The 22,052-nt window shown below is 57.5% G+C and carries 18 protein-coding genes, 1 tRNA gene, 2 rRNA genes, 3 pseudogenes and 1 riboswitch; of the genes and pseudogenes, 22 read left to right on the forward strand and 2 right to left on the reverse strand.

Annotated elements, in window-relative coordinates:
* The first annotated feature begins 99 nt into the window (after positions 1-99).
* The 3 genes from OMP40_RS05415 (at position 100) to rrf (ending at position 3,542) form a co-directional block, all read left to right on the forward strand.
* A tRNA-Ala gene (locus OMP40_RS05415) sits at positions 100-175 on the forward strand.
* A 129-nt stretch (positions 176-304) separates the two neighbouring features.
* Positions 305-3,244: ribosomal RNA gene (locus tag OMP40_RS05420) — 23S ribosomal RNA — on the forward strand.
* A gap of 181 nt (positions 3,245-3,425) precedes the next feature.
* Positions 3,426-3,542 (forward strand): 5S ribosomal RNA (gene rrf, locus OMP40_RS05425).
* Positions 3,543-3,873: 331 nt separating this feature from the next.
* Here the strand turns inward: rrf and OMP40_RS05430 are convergent.
* Positions 3,874-4,401, reverse strand: coding sequence for a transposase (locus tag OMP40_RS05430; RefSeq protein ID WP_277529821.1), 528 nt, complete (start codon positions 4,399-4,401; stop codon positions 3,874-3,876).
* A gap of 157 nt (positions 4,402-4,558) precedes the next feature.
* Here OMP40_RS05430 and OMP40_RS05435 point away from each other — a divergent pair, with 157 nt between their 5' ends.
* The 11 genes and pseudogenes from OMP40_RS05435 (at position 4,559) to rsmI (ending at position 13,983) form a co-directional block, all read left to right on the forward strand.
* Positions 4,559-4,744: a sigma factor G inhibitor Gin gene (locus tag OMP40_RS05435; RefSeq protein WP_277529823.1), complete on the forward strand. Its 186-nt coding sequence runs from the start codon at positions 4,559-4,561 to the stop codon at positions 4,742-4,744.
* A gap of 145 nt (positions 4,745-4,889) precedes the next feature.
* The gene (locus OMP40_RS05440; protein ID WP_420871897.1) at positions 4,890-6,377 is read left to right on the forward strand and encodes an aminotransferase class I/II-fold pyridoxal phosphate-dependent enzyme; all 1,488 of its coding nucleotides are present in this window, start codon (positions 4,890-4,892) and stop codon (positions 6,375-6,377) included.
* A 33-nt stretch (positions 6,378-6,410) separates the two neighbouring features.
* Positions 6,411-7,979 (forward strand): glycan biosynthesis hexose transferase WsfD, encoded by a 1,569-nt coding sequence (wsfD, locus tag OMP40_RS05445; RefSeq protein WP_277529826.1) that lies wholly within the window; start codon positions 6,411-6,413, stop codon positions 7,977-7,979.
* A 45-nt stretch (positions 7,980-8,024) separates the two neighbouring features.
* Positions 8,025-8,663, forward strand: coding sequence for a dTMP kinase (tmk, locus tag OMP40_RS05450; protein ID WP_277529828.1), 639 nt, complete (start codon positions 8,025-8,027; stop codon positions 8,661-8,663).
* A gap of 124 nt (positions 8,664-8,787) precedes the next feature.
* A complete protein-coding gene (locus OMP40_RS05455; protein ID WP_067781248.1) occupies positions 8,788-9,117 on the forward strand; it encodes a cyclic-di-AMP receptor in 330 nt (109 codons plus the stop codon).
* 24 nt (positions 9,118-9,141) lie between these two features.
* Positions 9,142-9,585, forward strand: coding sequence for a YaaR family protein (locus OMP40_RS05460; RefSeq protein WP_277529834.1), 444 nt, complete (start codon positions 9,142-9,144; stop codon positions 9,583-9,585).
* A gap of 57 nt (positions 9,586-9,642) precedes the next feature.
* On the forward strand, positions 9,643-10,626 hold the full coding sequence (gene holB / locus OMP40_RS05465; RefSeq protein ID WP_277529835.1) for a DNA polymerase III subunit delta': 984 nt from the start codon (positions 9,643-9,645) through the stop codon (positions 10,624-10,626).
* A 42-nt stretch (positions 10,627-10,668) separates the two neighbouring features.
* A pseudogene (locus OMP40_RS05470) lies at positions 10,669-11,470 on the forward strand (PSP1 domain-containing protein).
* Positions 11,471-11,525: 55 nt separating this feature from the next.
* A complete protein-coding gene (locus OMP40_RS05475; RefSeq protein ID WP_420871898.1) occupies positions 11,526-11,909 on the forward strand; it encodes an initiation-control protein YabA in 384 nt (127 codons plus the stop codon).
* A 221-nt stretch (positions 11,910-12,130) separates the two neighbouring features.
* Entirely contained in the window at positions 12,131-12,943 is an 813-nt protein-coding gene (locus OMP40_RS05480) for a tRNA1(Val) (adenine(37)-N6)-methyltransferase (protein WP_277529838.1), read from the forward strand.
* Between the two features lie 121 nt (positions 12,944-13,064).
* Positions 13,065-13,983, forward strand: a pseudogene (gene rsmI, locus OMP40_RS05485) (16S rRNA (cytidine(1402)-2'-O)-methyltransferase).
* 91 nt (positions 13,984-14,074) lie between these two features.
* Here rsmI and OMP40_RS05490 read toward each other — a convergent pair.
* The gene (locus OMP40_RS05490) at positions 14,075-14,323 is read right to left on the reverse strand and encodes an AbrB/MazE/SpoVT family DNA-binding domain-containing protein (protein ID WP_067781230.1); all 249 of its coding nucleotides are present in this window, start codon (positions 14,321-14,323) and stop codon (positions 14,075-14,077) included.
* Positions 14,324-14,641: 318 nt separating this feature from the next.
* Between OMP40_RS05490 and OMP40_RS05495 the strand changes: the two genes are divergently transcribed.
* The 8 genes and pseudogenes from OMP40_RS05495 to veg all read left to right on the forward strand — a co-directional run bounded on the left by OMP40_RS05495 (position 14,642) and on the right by veg (position 21,996).
* Positions 14,642-15,934 carry an HD domain-containing protein gene (locus tag OMP40_RS05495; protein ID WP_277529839.1) on the forward strand — a complete coding sequence of 431 codons (1,293 nt, stop codon included), beginning with the start codon at positions 14,642-14,644 and terminating at the stop codon, positions 15,932-15,934.
* A gap of 64 nt (positions 15,935-15,998) precedes the next feature.
* Positions 15,999-16,797: pseudogene (locus OMP40_RS05500) on the forward strand (TatD family hydrolase).
* A gap of 154 nt (positions 16,798-16,951) precedes the next feature.
* Positions 16,952-17,164: riboswitch (cyclic di-AMP (ydaO/yuaA leader) on the forward strand.
* 423 nt (positions 17,165-17,587) lie between these two features.
* Positions 17,588-18,256 carry a ubiquitin-like domain-containing protein gene (locus OMP40_RS05505; protein WP_277529842.1) on the forward strand — a complete coding sequence of 223 codons (669 nt, stop codon included), beginning with the start codon at positions 17,588-17,590 and terminating at the stop codon, positions 18,254-18,256.
* Positions 18,183-18,632 (forward strand): 3D domain-containing protein, encoded by a 450-nt coding sequence (locus OMP40_RS05510; protein ID WP_277529844.1) that lies wholly within the window; start codon positions 18,183-18,185, stop codon positions 18,630-18,632. The genes OMP40_RS05505 and OMP40_RS05510 overlap by 74 nt, the downstream gene beginning before the upstream one ends.
* A gap of 300 nt (positions 18,633-18,932) precedes the next feature.
* Positions 18,933-19,679 (forward strand): ribonuclease M5, encoded by a 747-nt coding sequence (gene rnmV / locus OMP40_RS05515; RefSeq protein ID WP_277529846.1) that lies wholly within the window; start codon positions 18,933-18,935, stop codon positions 19,677-19,679.
* Entirely contained in the window at positions 19,676-20,584 is a 909-nt protein-coding gene (gene rsmA / locus OMP40_RS05520) for a 16S rRNA (adenine(1518)-N(6)/adenine(1519)-N(6))-dimethyltransferase RsmA (protein WP_277529848.1), read from the forward strand. The genes rnmV and rsmA overlap by 4 nt, the downstream gene beginning before the upstream one ends.
* A 102-nt stretch (positions 20,585-20,686) precedes the next feature.
* On the forward strand, positions 20,687-21,571 hold the full coding sequence (gene yabG / locus OMP40_RS05525; RefSeq protein ID WP_277529850.1) for a sporulation peptidase YabG: 885 nt from the start codon (positions 20,687-20,689) through the stop codon (positions 21,569-21,571).
* Between the two features lie 152 nt (positions 21,572-21,723).
* Entirely contained in the window at positions 21,724-21,996 is a 273-nt protein-coding gene (gene veg / locus OMP40_RS05530) for a biofilm formation stimulator Veg (protein ID WP_277529852.1), read from the forward strand.
* The last annotated feature ends 56 nt before the right edge of the window (positions 21,997-22,052 follow it).

The following is a 22,052-nucleotide window of genomic DNA, read 5'->3' on the forward strand; positions in this document are numbered from 1 at the left end:
CTTTAGCTCAGCTGGTTAGAGCGCACCCCTGATAAGGGTGAGGTCGGTGGTTCGAGTCCACTAAGGCCCACCACCAAGTTTTAATTGAATACTTCCCATGGGGACTTAGCTCAGCTGGGAGAGCACCTGCCTTGCACGCAGGGGGTCAACGGTTCGATCCCGTTAGTCTCCACCATTTTTATTCTCCGCGCAGCCTGCTGGTCAGATGGGCGGAGGGCAGAACTTGTTCTTTGAAAACCGGATAGCGAAACGAAAATGCGCAAATTAGAAATTCTCTACAATGCCTTGTTGGCTAGACCCGAAAGGTTAAGCTATTAAGGGCGCACGGAGGATGCCTAGGCGCCAGGAGCCTAAGAAGGACGCGGCGAACAGCGAAATTGCCTCGGGGAGCCGTAAGCAGGCTTTGATCCGGGGATGTCCGAATGGGGAAACCCGGCTGGGGTCATGCCCAGTCATCCATGAGTGAATCCATAGCTCATGAGAAGGCACACCCAGGGAACTGAAACATCTAAGTACCTGGAGGAGAAGAAAACAAGAGTGATTCCGTCAGTAGCGGCGAGCGAAAGCGGATTAGCCCAAACCTGAGAGCTTGCTCTCAGGGGTTGTGGGACGTCTCACATGGAGTTACAAAGGAGCAGGTTAGGCGAAGAGGTCTGGAAAGGCCCGGCATAGAGGGTAAAAGCCCCGTAGCCGAAAGTCTGCTCCCTCCGAGACGGATCCCGAGTACCGCGGGACACGAGAAACCCCGTGGGAATCCGGCAGGACCATCTGCCAAGGCTAAATACTCCCTGGCGACCGATAGTGAAGCAGTACCGTGAGGGAAAGGTGAAAAGCACCGCGGGAGCGGAGTGAAAAAGAACCTGAAACCGTGCGCTTACAAGAAGTCAGAGCCCGATCTAGGGGTGATGGCGTGCCTTTTGTAGAATGAACCGGCGAGTTACGTTTACGTGCGAGGTTAAGTCGGAGAGACGGAGCCGCAGCGAAAGCGAGTCTGAATAGGGCGCTTGAGTACGTAGTCGTAGACCCGAAACCGGGTGATCTACCCCTGTGCAGGGTGAAGGTGAGGTAACACTTACTGGAGGCCCGAACTCGTGAGCGTTGAAAAGCTCTGGGATGACGTGGGGGTAGGGGAGAAATTCCAATCGAACTCGGAGATAGCTGGTTCTCCCCCGAAATAGCTTTAGGGCTAGCCTCGAGATTTAGCATCATGGAGGTAGAGCACTGATTGGGTGCGGGGCCCGCCAAGGGTTACCAAGTCCAGTCAAACTCCGAATGCCATGGATGTATGCTCGGGAGTCAGACGGCGAGTGCTAAGATCCGTCGTCAAGAGGGAAAGAGCCCAGATCATCAGCTAAGGTCCCCAAGTGTGTGTTAAGTGGGAAAGGATGTGGAGTTGCGAAGACAACCAGGATGTTGGCTTAGAAGCAGCCACCATTTAAAGAGTGCGTAATAGCTCACTGGTCGAGTGACTCTGCGCCGAAAATGTAACGGGGCTAAACACACCACCGAAGCTATGGCTCGCGTTTCTTTTAGAAACGCTTGGGTAGGGGAGCGTTGAATGCGGGTAGAAGTCGGACCGAGAGGACCGGTGGACTGCATTCAAGTGAGAATGCCGGTATGAGTAACGAAAAGACAGGTGAGAATCCTGTCCGCCGAAAGCCTAAGGGTTCCTGAGGAAGGTTCGTCCGCTCAGGGTAAGTCGGGACCTAAGGCGAGGCCGAAAGGCGTAGTCGAAGGACAACAGGTTGAAATTCCTGTACCACCGTAATCCGTTACGAGCGATGGGGGGGACGCAGGAGGGCAAGAACGCGAGCTGATGGAATAGCTCGTCCAAGCAGTGAGGGGTGCATGTAGGCAAATCCGCATGCTTTAACCTTGAGCTGTGATGGGGAGGGAAAATTACAGTACCGAAGGTTCCGTGCTCACGCTGCCGAGAAAAGCCTCTAGCCAGGAGAAGGTGCCCGTACCGCAAACCGACACAGGTAGGCGAGAAGAGAATTCTAAGGCGCGCGGAAGAACTCTCGTTAAGGAACTCGGCAAAATGACCCCGTAACTTCGGGAGAAGGGGTGCCTCGGTAGGGTGAATAGCCCGAGGGGGGCCGCAGTGAATAGGCCCAAGCGACTGTTTAGCAAAAACACAGGTCTGTGCGAAGCCGTAAGGCGAAGTATACGGGCTGACGCCTGCCCGGTGCTGGAAGGTTAAGGGGAGCGGTTAGGGGCAACCCGAAGCTGTGAACCGAAGCCCCAGTAAACGGCGGCCGTAACTATAACGGTCCTAAGGTAGCGAAATTCCTTGTCAGGTAAATTCTGACCCGCACGAATGGCGTAACGACTTGGGCGCTGTCTCAACGAGAGATCCGGTGAAATTTTAGTACCTGTGAAGATGCAGGTTACCCGCGACGTGACGGAAAGACCCCATGGAGCTTTACTGTAGCTTGATATTGAACTTGGGTACGGTCTGTACAGGATAGGTGGGAGCCTAAGAAGTTGGAGCGCAAGCTTCAATGGAGGCGCCGTTGGGATACCACCCTGATCGTATCTAGGTTCTAACCTGTCACCGTGAATCCGGTGAAGGGACCGTGTCAGGCGGACAGTTTGACTGGGGCGGTCGCCTCCTAAAGCGTAACGGAGGCGCCCCAAGGTTCCCTCAGAATGGTTGGAAATCATTCGAAGAGTGCAAAGGCATAAGGGAGCTTGACTGCGAGACCTACAAGTCGAGCAGGGACGAAAGTCGGGCTTAGTGATCCGGTGGTACCGAATGGAAGGGCCATCGCTCAACGGATAAAAGCTACCCTGGGGATAACAGGCTTATCTCCCCCAAGAGTCCACATCGACGGGGGAGGTTTGGCACCTCGATGTCGGCTCATCGCATCCTGGGGCTGAAGTAGGTCCCAAGGGTTGGGCTGTTCGCCCATTAAAGCGGTACGCGAGCTGGGTTCAGAACGTCGTGAGACAGTTCGGTCCCTATCTGTCGCGGGCGTAGGAAATTTGAGAGGGGCTGTCCTTAGTACGAGAGGACCGGGATGGACGCACCGCTGGTGTACCAGTTGTTCCGCCAGGAGCATCGCTGGGTAGCCAAGTGCGGGAGGGATAAGCGCTGAAAGCATCTAAGCGCGAAGCCCGCCTCAAGATGAGATTTCCCAGTATGTAAGACCCCTGGAAGAACACCAGGTTGATAGGCTCGGGGTGTAAGCATGGCAACATGTGTAGCTGACGAGTACTAATCGGTCGAGGGCTTATCCTACCGTTCCTTCCGAGGAACAAACGGCAAGCCGCACAGGTAAGAGCATTTCTAGCGCATCTTCGTTTCGCATCCGGTTTTCAGGGCGCAAGCTCTGTGAAGCTGCAAAGCTGTATGGCTTATGCCAAACAGGAGGTTAAGCCTGAACAGGCTACACCGTTTGCGCGCTTCGCTGCACAACAGGTCTGGTGATTATGGCGGAGGGGTCCCACGCGTACCCATCTCGAACACGACCGTTAAGCCCTCCAGCGCCAATGGTACTTGGACCGCAGGGTCCTGGGAGAGTCGGACGTCGCCAGGCCAATAGCAGGACAAAGCGAACCACCTTCTTCGGAGGGTGGTTTTCTTTTGCGTTTTGCGAACAGTATGGGCGGGACGCGCGGCATCGGATGGGTTAGCGGACTCAGTGGCCGTTATTTTGCGGATATCCATCGTTTTGCGTAAGTTGCGGACCGGAAAGTCGTTATTTGTACCGAAGTCGCTTGAAATCGCCCGCGACCGTGCGAATAGCGGCAACTGGGTCCGCAGACTCGCCTAAATGGGCGCAACGCAATGGCTGCGGTGGGAAGAAACACTGGCGAGAAATGCACATAAGTAAGGACGACCTCAACCATGGCAATTCCGCAACGTCTCTAAATATGATAGTAGGAAACTTCCGTATCGGACAGGCGGATGACGCCATTGCCACGTTCTTTGCGCATGCGCATCAGCAGCGAGAGTCGCGGCGAGAGCAGCCAGAAATGCCAGTATACCAGAGAAATGACAAGAGCGGGATGCGCCCACGGGTACAGCAGTGCGGAGGCGCAGCAGCCGACCAACGTCAAATGGAAGTGTAGCCGGCGGAAGAGGCCGAGACTCGTGTCCATGACAGGCAGGGGGCCGATCCACGGCCAGTCGATGCGGAAGCTCCAGCGTTTGCCGGCTGCGGCATCTACGCGGCGCAGGGTGATGCGGAGAACGACCGCGTGAATGAGCACCATGACGATCAGGCCGACTGCCATGCATTCGAGTCCTTTCCAGGCATAGAAACCCGTAACGAACCCTGCGCCTAACAGTGCGGTTGTCATGTAGCTGTATTTAGTTTCCGGGCGCAAAGGAATTTTGCGTATGAGCTTGTAATGATAGACGGTGGCCTCGCGCGCAGGCTCGGGCATTTTCATAGAGGATCTCCTTGTACGGCTCTAAGGCTTCTGTACTTACTATCGGCTCGAAGTGCGATTATGATTAAATTGGCGACTGCAACGCGCTAGAAAGAGGTATATTTTCATAGAGTATGAGGCATACTATTCGTAATAAGCCAACAAAGGCGGGAATGCCATGCGTGAAGAGGATAGCAAAATCTGCATCGTATGCGGACAAGGCGATCGGGAAGGCATTCGGATCATGCGTTCATTTATTTGTCATTCGTGCGAGTCGGAAATGGTGAATACGCCGGTCGAGGATCAACGATATCCGTACTTTGTTCAGCAGTTGAAGCAATTGTGGGTGCATACGGAAGGCTGACGGCCGGCCGCATAGGTTGAAGCGCCCATTACGAAGAAGTGCCGGAGGATGACGGCGCTTTTTTGTGTTTTTGGGAAGGGACTTCGGGTCTGATATAATGGTGATTATGTAAAATTTTATGAAACCAAGCGAGGAATGAATGACCATGCGATCGGCAAAACCCGAGCAAGCGCCTTTATTCGAAATGCTTGTCAGCCATGCGCAAAAAGGGTTAACTCCTTTCCATGTCCCGGGGCATAAGCAGCGTACCGTCGGCGATCAACATGAGGGAGCAAGGGCAGACTTCGGCATGCTGATGGACATCGATGTCACCGAGCTGTCGGATACGGATGATCTCCACGATCCGAGCGGAGCGATCGCCTTGGCGCAAGATCTGGCGGCGGCCTGCTTCGGAGCGGAAGAGACGCGTTTTCTTGTCGGCGGCAGCACCGCGGGCAATTTGGCCATGATCCTTGGGATTTGCGATGCGGGCGATCTCGTGCTGGTACAGCGCAACGTCCACAAATCCATTATTAACGGTCTGGCGCTAGCGGGAGCCCAATGCGTTTTTTTGACGCCGGAATCGGATGATCAATCGGGCATCGCTATAGCGCCCAGTCTAGAGACTGTCAAACGAGCGATCGAGAAATACCGGGAGGCGAAAGCCCTTATCTTAAGCAGTCCCAACTATTATGGAATGACCGCAGATCTGATGCCTTTGGTTGAAGCTGCCCATGGAAGGCGAATGCCGGTTCTGGTCGATGAAGCGCATGGCGCCCACTTCGGGCTGCATCCGGCATTTCCCGGAAGCGCACTTCAAGCGGGGGCCGACGTCGTCGTTCAATCGACGCATAAGATGTTGAGCTCGCTCACGATGAGCGCCATGCTTCATATGCAAGGCGATCTTGTGTACCGACCTGCCATACGGCAGGCGCTTGGCATGATTCTGAGCTCGAGTCCGTCTTACCCGCTCATGGCTTCGCTCGACCTGACCCGGAGAGCCATTCAAATGCAAGGGCCCGCCTTATTCGAGCCGGCGCTTGCGGCAGCGCAAGCTATACGAGAAGCGTTAGCCGGGTTGCCTTTCGAGGCGCTCGACGCCAATGATCCTCTGAAGTTATCCATTAGGGACCAAATGGAACGGCTGTCCGGATTCGAGCTCCAAACGAGGCTGGAAGCGCATGGCTGCGTCGCCGAGATGGCGGATGCGAAATATGCGGTATTGGCGCTCGGACCCGGTACGAGGGAAGAAGACGCGGCTGTCTTGCTGCAAGCTTTGAACAAAATCGCCGGAGAGCTGGATGCTGATGCTGAGAGGATGGAGAGCTCTCGAACGGAGGAAGTCGCGATGAAAAGCTCCCCGGGAAACTCGTCAATGTCCATTGCGTACGGTCAGCTCCCGGAGCCAGTTACGATTCGGAGACGAATCCCATATACGTCGAGCGTGTCGCTGGAGGCGGCATCGGGACGCGTTTGCGGCGAATGGATCATTCCCTATCCGCCGGGCATTCCCCTCTTGTACCCGGGAGAATCCATATCGAAAGCCGTTGTCGAGGAGCTGACACGCCTGGCGGCTGCCGGGGCGCGATTCCAGGGAGCGGCGGACGAATCGTTGTCGACCATTCGAGTCCTGACGGAAGGGGATAGCGCATGAACGACGAAGCATCCCGCAAAAGAGTGGATTCGCGTGTCATCGCGGCTTGGATTGCCTTGGGCGCAAGCCGCGTTCATTATGGCGTATCTGCTATTCGTGCCGCCCGTCATCGGCGTAGCGGACAACGGCGACTTCAATCGCGTTATGGGAGCTGCTGGAATCGCTTATGCAGATCCGCAGGAGGCTTATTCGGATCGTTATTTTGGCTATGCCCATCAACTTTATCATTATGGCGGCTTTACTTCCGGCGGGTACGTATCCACGCATGTGCTGCTTGTGGCCCTCGCGGGCGGGATCGGAAGGCTCATCGATCCGCAAACGTTCGATATTCGCGTGCTCGGTTTCTGCTATATGGCGCTCATGCTGGCTGCCTTATGGCTTCTCGTTCGTTATGCGCCGAAGATGCGCGGCAAATACGCTACCGGCGCAGCGGCCGCTCTTGTAGCGGTCATCGGCATCGTTTTCTTTTGCGACGTCGGTTATACCGCTTATTATCAATCCTTCTTCGGGGAACCTTACGCCCTGGTCGCTACCATGCTTGCATTAGGCGCGGCGGTCGCGATCGCATCGCAGGTCGATCCGAATCTCCGAAGCGCCAAGGTGCCAAACGACGAGCCGCAGCAGACGGTTCGCCCGCCTTCGGCATGGCTGCTGGCATTGTTCGTAGGCGCCGGGGTCGCCTTGGCGACGTCCAAAATCCAGAACGCGCCTATCGGCTTCCTATTAGCCCTTCTGGCTTGGCGCATGGCCGCGCTCCGTCCCGACCAAGGCTGGCGTTTACGCGCAAGGGTCGGCGCGGGCATCCTCGCGCTATCGGCCGTTCTCATGATGGCGCTGGCGCCGGATCAGCTCAGGCATATCAACCTGTACCAATCGATCTTTTTCGGCGCGCTCAAGGATACGCCCGACCTCAAGCGGGATATGCGCGAGCTGGGCATTCCGGACAAGTACGCAGGATTGGCGGGCACGAATTATTTTCAGAATGACACGATCGTCCCCCAGAGCGATCCTACGCTTCGAAAAGAGGTGTTGGACAAGCTGTCGCACCGCGACATTGCCTTATACTACGCACGCCATCCCGAGCGGTTCGTGAGCAAGCTGGAGAAGGCGGCGGAGAACGGGACGGCCGTCAGGCCCTATTACCTGGGAAATTACAGTCAGTCCGCGGGGCGGGAGCGCAGCGAGCTCTCTTACGCGTTCAGTGCCTGGAGCGAATGGAAGCATCGGCACATGCCGAATACGCTGGCATGGTTTGCCGCGTGCTACGTCGTCTATTATGCGCTGCTCGCCGCGTGGTGGGCCAGAAGCAGAAGCGCCGGTCGCCTAGGCGGAAGGCTGCTGGCGGAGACGCTGGCCGTCATAGGGGCTTCTGGCGCGATGGCCGTGACCGTGTCGCTCATGGGAGACGGAGAAGCGGATCTCGGCAAGCACCTCTTTATGTTTAACGTATGCTTCGATATTATGGCAGCCAGCGCGCTTGCCGCCGCGGTTTACGGATTGCTGTGGGGCATGGGGGCGCTGGCCGCGAAGAGCGGGAATCGCAGACTTTCGACGATAATCGTTCAACCAGGGAAGGTTTCAGGCTATAATAGAGAAGAGTAGACGTTTTGGAAGTCTGCCAGTACACAGAATCGGAGCATTCGCAGGATGAAGAGAGGCCATTTCATTACCATAGAAGGCAACGAAGGCGCAGGAAAGTCGACCATCGCCCTCATGATGCTCGATTACATGCGCGATAAGGGCCTAACGGTCGTGGCGACGCGCGAGCCCGGCGGCATCGCCATCGCGGAGCAGATCCGCGCGATCGTGCTGGACAACGGCAATACCGCCATGGACGGCCGCACGGAGGCGCTGCTCTACGCGGCGGCCCGCAGGCAGCATTTCGTCGAGAAGATTGTTCCTACCCTCGAGCAGGGTAAGACGATCTTATGCGATCGTTTTGTCGACAGTAGCCTGGCTTACCAGGGATTCGCCCGAGGACTTGGCATCGATGAGGTGATGTCGATCAACGCGTTCGCGATCGAGGGCGTCTTCCCGGATCTGACGATCTATCTGGATGTCGACCCCCAAGTCGGCATCGAACGCATCCATGCGCATGGAGAACGGGAAATCAATCGTCTGGACCTGGAATCCTCGGCCTTTCACCAACGCGTGCGCGAGGGCTACCAGGAGGCGCTGGCGCGCTACCCGGACCGTATCGTGCGCATCGATGCCAATCCGGATATCGGGGACGTGTTCGCGGCGGTTGCCGGCGTTCTGGATCGCTTTTTAGATCGAAGTGAATAGGATAGCGGCGGCAAAGCGCGGGATAGCGCTTGCAAAATGCGGCGCGAGGCAGGATTTGAAGCGGCGGCGTCAAATTTTATAAAGAGAAGATCATCATATTACATTGAATTGGGAGGAATGATGGATGAAGCTGGTCATCGCCGTAGCACAAGACAAGGATAGCAACAGGCTCTCCAATGCGCTCATCAAGGAAGGATTCCGCGCGACGAAGCTCGCTAGTACCGGAGGATTCCTCAAAGCCGGGAATACGACGTTCCTGATCGGGATCGAGGATGAACGGGTACAGCAGGTGCTCGACGTCATCCGTGCCAACTGCAAAGTGCGCGACCAATTGGTTACCCCTGTCTCTCCGGTCAGCGGCGCAGCCGACTCCTATATTCCGTTTCCGGTCGAAGTGCAGGTGGGCGGCGCAGCCGTCTTCGTCGTCCCGGTCGAACGATTCGAACACTTCTAACTATCAGGCGGGATGTGAAGCGGGATGAAGATCCAGCCGGGTTATTTTCCCCCGAACAATAAGATTCAGCGTGCGGATACGAATGCTCGTCCGCGCGAGATGCCGAACTTCGGCGATCTGATGCAGCAGAACGAAGAGGGACGCTCCCAGGAGGAGCTGCAGCGCAAGCTGGAGGACATTCGCCTGCAGGGCGACCGTCTCATGCGTTCGATGACCGTCCGGGAGCTTAAGCTGTACCGGATGATGGTCAAGGGCTTTCTTGAAGATACGCTGAAGCGCGGCATCGCCCTGAAGGAGACGAAGGGCTGGGATCGTCGCGGACGCGGCAAACGATACAAAATATTGGAGGAAGTCGATTCGATGCTCGTGGCCATGGGCGAGGAACTCCTAGGCAGCGAAGAAGGCCGGCTGGAGCTTCTGCAAAAGGTCGGCGAGATTCGGGGACTTCTGATCAACCTGGTATTCTAACGGCGCTCAAGCCGTTGCAATAAATTTTAGTTCATCAACGAGAGAAGGTTCAGCGCAATGGCGATCGCATCGGTACCGGGCCAGGATCGGGCTAAAAGGCTCCTTCAAGGCATGCTCCGCAGCGGCAAGATCGCTCACGCTTATTTGTTCGCGGGTCCGCAAGGATCGGGAAGAAGCGCGCTGGCGCAGGCGTTCGCGATGACGCTGCTGTGCGAGCGCGGCGGCGACGATGCCTGCGGCGAATGTCTGACGTGCCGCAAGGTCGAACACGGCAACCATCCCGATCTGCACCGGATCGTCCCGGACGGACAGACGGTGAAGATCGATCAGATCCGCGAGCTCCAGCGGGAGCTGTCGTATCGCAGCGCAGGCTCGCAGCGCAAGATCTACGTGATCGAGGCGGCGGAGACGATGACGACCCAGGCGGCCAACAGCCTGCTGAAGTTCCTGGAGGAACCGCCGTCGCCCGTCGTGGCCATCCTGATCGCGCCGAGCGAGCAGGCGATGCTGCCGACGATCGTATCGCGGACGCAGCTCGTGCCGTTCACGCCGGGCGATCCGAAGGCGATGGAGGCCTTGCTCGTGCAGGAAGGCACGCCGCCGCTGATCGCCAAATCGGTCGTGCATTTGTCCGCGGGGTTCGAAGCCGCGCGGGCGCTGGCAGCCGAGAATTGGTTTGCAGAAATCCGAAACGTAGTGATACAATTAGGCAGGGAGATCCCGTCCCGGTTCCCTGGCGTGCTGCTAACCGCGCAGACCCAGGTGTTTAAGACGGATCTATCCGAGCATACCGACATTTTGCTGCAACTGTTTGCTTTATGGTATAGAGATATGATTTACGTCATGACCGGCCGCGAGGAGAGGCTCGTCTTTCCCGACCAAGCGGAATGGCTCTCCAAGCAGGCCTGGACCCGAAGCGTCCATGCCTGGACCCGGTCGATGGAAGCGGCGCTGTCCGCCGTCCGCCGCATCAAGGCGAACGTGCAGCCGCAGCTCGCTTTCGAGCAATTTCTAGTGACGTCCGCGCAGACGGCGGGTTAGACCGCATCGGAGCGTCTGCGCCGGCGTACGGGAGGGGTAGTTTTGTACGAGGTTGTCGGCGTCCGCTTCAAGAAGGCGGGCAAGGTCTATTATTTCGACCCAGCCGAACATCCGGTAGCCAAGGACCAGCATGTCATCGTCGAGACTGCGCGGGGCGTCGAATACGGCACGGTCGTCATCGGACCGAAGACCGTCGGCGAAGCCGACGTCGTCCTTCCGCTCAAGAGGGTTATACGCGTCGCTGCGGACAGCGATGCGCATGCAGTCGAGGAAAACCGGAATGCGGCGAAAAACGCTTTTGCCATCGGATTGCAGAAAATCAAGGACCATCAGCTCCGCATGAAGCTGGTGGACGTCGAATACACGTTTGACCGCAACAAGATCATTTTCTACTTCACGGCCGAAGGACGCGTCGACTTCAGGGAGCTGGTCAAGGATCTGGCAGGCGTATTCCGGACCCGTATCGAGCTCCGTCAGATCGGGGTTCGCGACGAAGCCAAGATGCTGGGCGGCATCGGCCCCTGCGGCCGCGTGCTCTGCTGCTCTTCCTGGCTGGGGGGACTTCGAGCCGGTCTCGATCAAGATGGCGAAGGACCAGAACTTGTCGCTTAATCCGACCAAGATCTCCGGCTTGTGCGGCCGCCTCATGTGCTGCCTCAAGTTCGAACACGACAACTACGAGAGCGCCAAGGAAGAGATGCCGGCCGTCGGCAAGATCGTCGTCACCTCGTTCGGAGACGGCAAGGTCGTCGGTCTCAATGCGGGCAGCCGAAGCGTTCACGTTCAGCTGTTCGAGGTCGGCAAGGTCAAAGAGCTTCCTTTCGAAGAAGTCGTCGTAAAGTAATTCCAGCAGCACCTATCGTCACCGACACAACCTGGCTTTAAGGTGGAGCTTGCCCATGAAGGATATATACTTAGGCGTGGATGAACTCGAGGCGAAGCTAGGCGGCCTCCATACGGAATTCGGCGCGCTGAAGCTCAAGATGAAGGAATTGGTCGAGGAAAACCAGCGGCTGCGCATCGAGAACCAACAGCTGCGCAAGATCTTCAAGCGAGAGAACATTGAATTCGCGGCAGAACCTGCGGTCGACGTATCGGAGGAACCGGCCGATACCCGTCAGCAGGAGCAAGCCGAGACTGCGGCCGGGTCGTCCATTGGCGAAGGCTACGACAACCTGGCCCGGCTCTACCACGAAGGGTTCCATATCTGCAACGTCTATTACGGGCATTTGCGGATGGAAGGCGATTGCTTGTTTTGCCTCTCGTTTCTCAGCAAGCCTTAGTCGATCTTAACCATGTACGGCCGACTCTCCAATCCGGGGGGAGCCGGCTTTTTTTTTGCGGTCGCCCGTTCCGTCACCTCTCCGGCCTTCCGAAGGTGGCATTGAATCCGCAAATCGAGTAAGCTTAGAGACGTGCTCCGGTGTTAAAAACCGGTATACAAAAGTGGTACGAAATGACGCATATATAATAGAAGAAAAAATTCGGGACGGTGCGTTGAACGTTGAATGAAAACGATAACATCGCGCTCGGGAAGCCGCCGTTGCTGGAAGGCGAACGGCTGGACGATCTGCTGACGCACGCGTACAAAATCATACAGAGCAAAGAGGTTTTCAGCTTCTCGTTGGACGCCGTTCTCCTCGCCAGATTCGCGGGAATTCCGAAGAAGGGTCGCATTCTCGATCTGTGCACGGGGAACGGCGTGATCCCGCTGCTGCTCGCGACGCGAACCGACGCGGCGATCGAGGGCGTCGAGCTGCAGCCGCGGCTCGCGGACATGGCGAGGCGGAGCGTCGCCTACAACGAATTGCAGTCGCGGATCGCCATTCGGGAGGCGGATCTCAAGACGCTGCCCGCCCTGCAAGGCGGCGAAGCCTACGATGCGGTCACGGTGAACCCGCCGTACAAACCCGTCGGCTCCGGAGAGCATAAGGGCAACCTGCATCAGGCGCTCGCCCGCCATGAGATCGGATGCACGCTGGAGGATGTCGTATCGGCTTCTGCGCGCAGCGTCCGCGAGGGCGGGCGCGTCTCCATGGTCCATCGTCCGTCTCGGCTAGCGGAGATCATGGCCGCCATGCAGCGGTACCGGCTCGAGCCGAAGCGGATGCGCTTCGTGCACTCGCGCGCAGGCGCGGAAGCGAACATGGTGCTGATCGAGGCTAGCCTGGGCGGTCGTCCGGAACTCCGGCTCCTCCCGCCGCTGATCGTGTACGAGGGCGAAGGCCGTACGTATACTGAGGAGCTGCTGGACGTATTTTACGGGCGCAAGAAGGAATTAAACGGCACTGAAGCGAACGAAGGGGCGGAGATTTGAAGCGATGAAGGAGAAACGCGAACGGCATAAACACAAATCGAAGCAGACAGCCGATCCTTCCGGAAGGGAGCAAGCCCGCGAAGAAAAAACGCATCCGCAGCAGGAGCAGTCCGGCGGCAGCTTGGAGGCGCAAGTTCAGAAAAGCTTCGGCGCCCGCGCGCCTGGCGGACCGGGCACGCTCTATCTGGTCGCGACGCCGATCGGCAACCTTGAAGATATGACCTTCCGCGCCGTGCGCATGCTGAAGGAAGCGGACCTCATCGCCGCCGAAGATACGCGTCAGACGCGCAAGCTGCTCACGCACTTCGAGATCTCGACGCGCCTGGTCAGCTACCACGAGCACAACAAGCGTGCGAGCGGGCCGGAGCTGGTCAGGCTGCTGGCCGAAGGCAGCACGATCGCTCTCGTCAGCGACGCGGGCATGCCCGCCATCTCGGATCCCGGCGCCGATCTCGCCGCCGCGGCAGCCGCCCAAGGCATCCCGGTCGTTCCCGTGCCGGGCGCCAACGCCGCGCTATCCTCGCTCATCGTGTCCGGCCTGCCGACGGACCGGTTCCTGTTCGCGGGATTCCCGCCGCGCGACCGCAAAGGGATCGAGACGTTCCTCGCTCGCTTGGATCGGGAAGAGGCGACGCTCCTGCTGTACGAATCGCCGCATCGGCTCAAAAAAACCGTGGAGGCGGTTGCCGAGCGTTGGGGGGGGCAGACGGATGGCGGTCGTGCGGGAGCTGACGAAAAAGCACGAGGAAATCGTGCGAGGCACGGCCGAGGCTTGCCTGCAATATATCGAAGCGAATCCGCCGCTAGGCGAATGCTGCCTGGTCATTGAAGGCGCGGACGCATCCGCCGCTTCGGCTGCAGATTCGGGCGATGCATGGTGGTCCGAGTTGACGACGTCCCAGCATGTTGCCCGGTACGAAGCGCAGAACGGCGACAACCGCAAGGAAGCGATGCGGCTCGCGGCGCGGGACCTGGGTGTATCCCGCAGGGAAGTCTACCAGATGCTGCTTGACGAAGAAAAAGACCCCTCCGCGGACTAGGTCCGGGAGGGGTGCAAGGAGATATAAAAAAGGTTAGAAATAACGATGTTGGTAAGTGCTTCTTCCATTATAAACGAAATTCTCTAATTTGTCACACAGTTGCAGGCAAATCCTTCAAGCATTCTCTGCAAACGATTTTTCCTTTAAAATAAATCACGTTGTCCGCATTGCCGCAGAAGATACAAGCCGGCTCGTACTTCTTCAGCATGATGCGCTCGCCGTCCACATAGATTTCCAGCGCATCCTTCTCGCCGATCCCCAGCGTTCTGCGCAGCTCGATCGGAATGACCACGCGACCCAGCTCATCTACTTTCCGTACAATGCCCGTCGACTTCAACATTTGGAAATCCTCCCTCATTCGCGTAAAATAAGATTAAACGAACTGCCGGAGAACCTCCGCATATTCGCCATCATTCGACAAAATTCTTTGTTTTCCGTAATCTATCGTACCAACGATTCCCAAATAAGTCAACCAGAAATAGCGGCAATTTTAGCTGAAATTTAGCTGAAAACCCGCTAACTTCCACAGATTACCCCCATTTGATTGATATAAGAGGTAAAAAACGGGATTTGTTCTTAAAATTAGCGGATGACACCATTCGACAAAAATCACAAGCGTTTGTCGAATGCGAAGCCCAAACCAACGAGGTGATCGAGCATGTACCGTCTTCGGGAGGAAAAAGTATTCAAGGACCCCGTTCACCAGTCCATCTACGTGCAGGAAGCGACGATCTGGAAACTCATCAATACCGCCGAATTCCAACGATTGAGGCGCATACGCCAGTTGGGGACTTCGTACCTGACCTTCCATGGGGCAGAGCACAGCCGGTTCTCCCATTCGCTGGGCGTATACGATATCACGCGAAGAATTATCAGTCAATTTGAGCGTAACGGATACCAGGACTGGCCGCAAGAGGAAAAAATGGTCAGTTTATGCGCTTCTTTGCTGCATGATGTCGGACACGGTCCATTTTCCCACGCCATCGAACAAGTGTTCGATACGGATCACGAAGAATGGTCCTGCGCGATCATACTGGGAGATACCGAGATCAATCAGGTATTAAAGGAAGTTAGCGAGGACTTCCCGCAACAGGTCGCGGCCGTCATCTGCAAGAACTACGACAAACCGATCGTCGTGAGTCTGGTGTCCAGTCAGATGGATGCGGACCGGATGGATTATTTGCTCAGGGATGCTTATTTTACCGGCGTGAACTACGGTACGTTCGATCTGGATCGGATTCTGCGCGTACTGCGTCCTTATCGGGGACGGATCGTCGTGAAGGAGAGCGGGATGCATGCCGTCGAGGATTATTTGATGTCGCGATATCAAATGTATTGGCAGATTTACTTCCATCCCGTTACGCGCAGTTCGGATATCGTATTGAGGCAAATTTTCATGAGGGCGCGCGAATTGTACCGGGAAGGCTATGCGTTCAAGTTCCTGCTGCCGCCGCTGGCGCAGTTATTGAACGGCACGATCGGGCTCCGGGATTATCTTGCGCTAGACGAAGCGATGGTGCAAACCGCGTTCGGCCAATGGTCGGATGAAGAAGACGATATATTGGCAGACTTATGTAAACGGTTTTTAAACCGCCGGTTGTACAAGTATGTACCCCTCGAAGGATACCACGAAACACTGGAAGCGAAGCTCCGGCAGGCGTGGGAGGAGATCGGCCTTCATCCCGATTACCACCTGCAAATGGACACGCCGACGAACCTGCCGTACGACGTATACAAACCGGGCTCGCCGGATCCGGAACCCAAAGAAAAGACGCCCGTCCTCGTGCTGGACGACAAAGACCGCTTGACGGAGATTTCCCTCAAAAGCGATATCGTCCGTTCGATCGCGGGCCTTCATACCGGCAAATATTATATCTATTATCCCGAAGACCTGGTGCTCCCTCATATCGATAGGCTGAAGCCGGAGATTCGAGAGCTGCTGGGTTTATAGAAGGTCTTATCTCGCCATTCGTCCGCAAGTCCAAGCCATTCGACCAAAGGAGCATTGACGCGACATGCTATTCGATACGCACGCTCATCTGGATTCAACGAAGTTCGACAACGACAGGGAAGAAGTGATCGCGCGCGCCAGGGAGGCGGGCGTGGGCGCGATCGTGAACATCGGCTTTAACCGGGAGACGATTCCGACGACGATCGCGTTGGCCGAAAAATACGATTTTATCTACGCGGCCGTAGGCTGGCATCCGACGGATGCCGTCGATATGCGATTGGAGGAGGACCTCGCCTGGATCGAATCGCTGTGCAGCCATCCGAAGGTCGTGGCGATCGGAGAGATCGGTCTCGACTATTATTGGGATACTTCGCCCAAGGACGTCCAGCACGTCGTGTTCCGCGAACAGATCCGACTGGCGAAAAGGCTCGGCAAGCCGATCGTCATCCATAATCGGGACGCGCATGAAGATGTCGTCCGCATTCTCCGCGAAGAAGGCGCGGCCGAGGTCGGGGGGTATCATGCACTGCTACTCCGGCAGTTGGGAGACGGCCAAGCAATGCCTGGACATGAACTTTTATATCTCCTTCGGAGGACCGGTCACTTTCAAAAACGCGCGCGTTCCCAAAGAGGTGCTGGCGCGTGTCCCTTTAGACCGATTGTTGATCGAAACGGACGCTCCTTACCTTACCCCCCACCCCTATCGTGGCAAGCGAAACGAGTCGTCTTACGTGCAATTCGTAGCCGATTCTACGGCGGAAATCACAGGCCTTTCTAGGGAAAAAATAGAAGAAATTACGGAGCGAAATGCGCGCGTCTGTTTCCGACTCGAAGAAAAAGCGCCAACAATCGAAGAAAAATAAATATTTTCTAAGATAAAACTAGCTTTTGCTCTTGAAATCCTGAAAAAATGGCTTCTATTTGCCTTAAAACGCTGAAATTCGCTCTTTGCACGTTCTTTACACCTTCGGGGCATGCGGGTTATTATCTAATCCAGAAGTCCGAATATGACATTCCTTTTCCAGTGCGCTTAATCTCCCAAGCAGGGAGAGCGGGGGACCCGACGCGGACGATATCGGCGCATGCCGATGTCCGAGCGGCCGAGCAATCTTGGGGTGAATGGCGAACGACGGGCACCGTCCGGCTGACGGTCGACCGCTTGATCGCTTAGGGCAGACTCTCGACGCCCGAACCCGACAGCTAACCTCGCAAGCGTAGTAGAGAGAGGCAAACTCGTGCCGCCCCATCGTCCCTCGTCCAGTTGAGCGGAAGCCACGACCAGGCCCTCTGTCGCAGGCTTTTTTTTATGCCCGAATTCGCCCATTCGGCGCAAAGCGCAGGCAAAGACCGCTCGTTGGAAGCACGCAAGGGATGGATCGGCAGGCGCATGACAGGCCTATACAGCTGGGCAAGGCGGCGCAAATTCGCTCGTGTGCAAGCCGCTCCACACGAAGCTTCCAGCGCCGTTATCACAAATGGATAGTCGCGTCAGACGAATATCATGTAAAACAGTCGACGGCGAGGCTATGAAGGAGGAACGAGAAAATGGGTGCAATTCCCCTCCAAGGGACCCATGATCCACGACCGACCGGCAAGCTTACCGCAGCGCGATGGTTGCATGAGCATCTGCGTTTGATTCTCTTGAGCGCAATCTTGTCCTTTGCTCTTACCATCTGTCTCATCATGCTGCTGCACGGCGCGTCCGCCAAGAGCGTGACCGTCGTGGACGGCGGGAAATCTACCGTCATCCAAACCCGTACTTCCGATGTCTCCGCTTTGTTTAAGGAGGCGGGCATCACGGTCGGTCCAAACGATCGGTTGTCGGCATCGCTCACGTCCTCGGTAGAGGACGGCACGCGGGTCGTCATTGATCGAGCCATGAGCGTTCAGCTCGTCGCAGACGGGAAGAAAGAGACCAAATATACAACTGTCCGGACGGTCGGCGACTTGCTTAGAGACGAAGGCATCGCGCTTTCCGCGGAAGACAAAGTGACGCCGGCCCTCACGGCGAAGATCGACGAGGGTCTGCAGGTGAAGGTCGTTCGCGTCAAGCGCGAGGTCGTCACGACCGAGCACCCGATGGCTTACAAAGTCATCAAGACCGCGGACCAGAGCCTGCTCGTAGGCAAGACGAAGGTCGTGCAGACGGGCAAACAGGGCCTGCTGGTCAAAAAAGTTCGAACGCGTCTACGAAGACGGCAAGCTCGTCGACGAGCAACTGATCTACAAATCGCTCGATCAGCCGATCGTGCAGCAAGTCGTAGCCGTCGGCGCGAAGAAAAAGGCGGCCGTCGTATCGCTTGCTTTCAACAAATCGGATAACGCCGCGAAGACGCTCCAGCTGAACGGCAAAGCCGTGAAGGTAAAAAACGTCCTGTCCGGCGTCACGTTGACCGCGTATTCCGCCGGTCCGGCTTCGACGGGCAAGGATGTCGGCGACGCCGGCTACGGCATCACCGCTTCCGGCACCAAGGTATCCGAGGGCCGCACGATCGCCGTCGATCCCGACATCATCCCCTTGGGCTGGTGGGTCTACATTGAGGGCATCGGATTCCGCCGCGCGGAAGATACCGGCAGCGCAATCAACGGCAAAAAAATCGACGTTTACTTCGACAGCGAGAGGTATGCGAATAAGTTCGGCAAGAAACGTGGATTTACCGTATACGTGATCGGTCCGGTTAAGCCGTCGGCCGACTGACAAGCGACTTGGTTATTATTACCCGCTATTAGCGGATTTCGTATCTGTTTTAATGTCGGAGCGGCAAGTTTTTTTGGCGGCGGCCTGGTCGGGTCGCCGCATTCCGGGAAGGGGCGCACACCCCTTCCCTTTGTCATTTCCGGGATGTGGGCTATAATAAAGCATACAGAACGACGTGAACGGAATGCGCGCAACGGCAATGAACGGACGGCAATGAACGGACGGCAATGAACGGACGGCAATGAACAAACGGCATGACGCGAACGATGGAGCGTTGAATCGGCGAAGAGCCGAACGAACTTGGAAACGAACGGAGCGAGCGGGGTGAACGGCATCGGCCTGGCAAGAATCGCGCAGATGATCGTCGTGGAAGGCAAGGAGGATACCGTGGCGATCCGCAGGGCGGTCGACGCGGATACGATCGAGACGGGCGGCTCGGCGATCGACGACAAGGTGCTGCGCCGCATCGAGCTGGCCCGCGAGCGTCGGGGCGTCATTATTTTCACGGATCCCGACGTGCCGGGAGAGAAGATTCGCAAGATCATCGAGGCGAGAGTGCCGGGCTGCAGCCATGCGTTTCTGGCGAAGGCCGATGCGCGCGGCAAGGACGGGATCGGCGTCGAGCACGCGAGCCCGGAGGCGATACGCGCAGCGCTGGCTCGCGTGCGGGTATCGGCGGGCGGCGGCGCTGCGGCCGGTGCCGAAGGGGCGATTGCGCAGCCGGCCGAGCGGCCAGCTTCGGGTGCGGACGCGTCCAAAGCGAGACAGGCGGACAAGACGGGCGCCACGGGAGCGGGCGTAGCTGCTGCGGCGGTTGGCGAAGCGAACGATGCGGGAGAGCCAGAGATCGCCTGGGCGGATCTGATCGACGCGGGGCTGATCGTGCACCCGGCAGCCGCGAGCCGCAGGGAGCGCATGGGCGAGCTGCTGGGCATCGGCTATGCCAACGGCAAGCAGTTCTACAAGCGGCTGGGGATGTTCCGCATTACGCGGGCGGAGTTCGCCGAGGCGCTGAGGCAGCTGACGAGAGAGGGAGTAGGCGAATGACGAAGCAAGCCGGCGGAACGGCTATGGGCGCCATGGACATCGCGACGCCGACGCGGACGAAGGACATTATCCGCAAGCACGGGTTTACGTTTAAGAAAAGCCTGGGTCAGAACTTTCTGATCGACAAGAATATATTGGACAAAATCGTGGACGCGGCGGCGCTGACCAAGGAAAAAGGAGCGCTGGAGATCGGGCCGGGCATCGGCGCGCTCACGGAGCGGCTCGCGCAGGAAGCGGGCAAGGTCGCCGCGGTCGAGATCGACAACCGGCTCATCCCGATACTCGAAGAGGTGCTCTCGCCCTATCCGCACGTATCCGTCGTGCACGGGGACGTGTTGAAGACCGACCTGGCGAAGCTGTGGGCGGACCGGTTCGCAGGCTGCAGCGAGGTCAGCGTCGTCGCGAACCTGCCGTATTACGTGACGACCCCGATCGTGATGACGCTGCTGGAGCACAAGCTGCCGCTCGACCGGATCGTCGTCATGGTCCAGAAGGAAGTCGCCGAGCGGATGGCGGCGAGGCCCGGAGGCAAGGACTACGGCACGCTCAGCATCGCCGTCCAGTACTACTGCGTGCCGGACATCGTCTGCGTCGTGCCGTCCGGCGCTTTTATCCCCGCGCCGAACGTCGACTCCGCCGTCATTCGGCTGACCAAGCGACCTGCGCCGCCGGTCGAAGTGTCCGACGAGGCGCGTTTCTTCCGCGTCGTGCACGCGGCCTTCGCGCAGCGGCGCAAGACGCTGCACAACAACCTGGCCACGCTGGTCGGCAAGGCGCGCAAGAGCGAGCTCGCCGGCCAGCTCGAGGCGTGCGGCGTGAAGCCCGAGCGCCGCGGCGAGACGCTGTCGCTTCAGGAGTTCGCGACGCTGTCCGAGGCATTGGCCGCCGCCGGCATGATCGAATAAAATTCGAGGGTTTCTGCCATAGCGGCGGGAACCCTCGCTTGCGTTCATGCGTGCACCTTCGGGCTTGCCTCTCCATACGATAGACGAAGAGGTGATTCGCCCATGAAGCTAGGGGACTTGGTCGTCCGCAAATCGTACGGCGGCGATGTATTGTTCCGGATCGCGGCCTTGCTGCAGCATACGGCGGTGCTGCGGGGAACGGATTATCGGCTGCTCGCGGACGCGCCTGTCGGAGACCTCGAGCAGGTACGGAACCCGGACGAGCTGCGCGGCCCCCGGACGGCCCGCGTGCAGGCCGGCGAATCGGTGAGACGGATGCAAGCGGAGCGCGCCCACGCCCGCGAGGGCATGGAGGAAGAGGCTTCGAGCGGTAAGCGCAAACCGTACTTCGAGATGCCGGGCAAGGTACTCCATCTGGACGGCGACGTCAATTATTTGAAAAAGAGCATGGCCGTCTATCGGCAGCTGCGAATGCCCGCCGAAGGCGTGCACTGCCACGAATCGCAGATGGCCGCCGCGGTAGCGGACCTGCTGCCGAAGGTGATGCCGGATATCGTCGTGATCACGGGCCACGACGGCGTCTACAAGAACAGGACCGACTACGAGCAGCTGTCGAGCTACAAAAACACGGGCAACTTCCTTCAGGCAGTCCGGACCGCGCGGAGCTACGACAAGAGCAAGGACTCCCTTATCGTCGTCGCAGGCGCCTGTCAGTCGCACTTTGAGGCGTTGATGTCCGCGGGCGCGAACTTCGCCAGCTCGCCGGCGCGCATCATGATCCACGCGCTCGATCCGGTCTACGTCGCCGTCCGCGCGGCCTTTACGCCGTTCAGGGAGACGATCGACCTGCCGGACGTCATCTCCCATACGATCAGCGGCATGCGGGGCGTCGGCGGCGTGGAATCTTTGGGCAAATACCGGATCGGACTTCCGAACATCAAGCCGACGAACATCGTCCCGACCCTACCGGCCGCGGAATTTGGCTGAATCCTGTTTCCTCAGACTCATTTTGCTTAAAAATAAAATGATATTGGAAAAACATTATTGACAATAATTCTTGTCCGCTGATATAATATTTAACCCCTTGACACCTCCCCTGTATTTAGGTATAATTTACAGGGAAAGAGGTGGTAGTGGACATGTCCAAGAACGCGCTTCTGGATATCAAACGAAGCTTGGAGCCGCATATCGGATCCAAGATCATGCTCCGCGCCAACGGTGGCCGCCGTAAAACCATCGAACGCACGGGAGTTCTCGAAGAAATTTACCCGTCGGTGTTCATCGTCAAGTTGGACCAGGAGCAGAATGCGTTCAAGCGTGTCTCGTACAGCTATGCCGACATTCTAACCGAGTCCGTCGAGGTCATGCTGTGCAATGAACAAGGTCAGGTCCGCATCGATTTGCAGCACTGAGCTTTTGGGATCTTTAAGGCAGTCGCGCCGTTACAGGCTCGGCTGCCTGTTTTGCA

It is taken from the genome of Cohnella rhizosphaerae (genome assembly GCF_029525575.1).
GTDB classification, from domain to species: Bacteria; Bacillota; Bacilli; order Paenibacillales; family Paenibacillaceae; genus Cohnella; species Cohnella rhizosphaerae.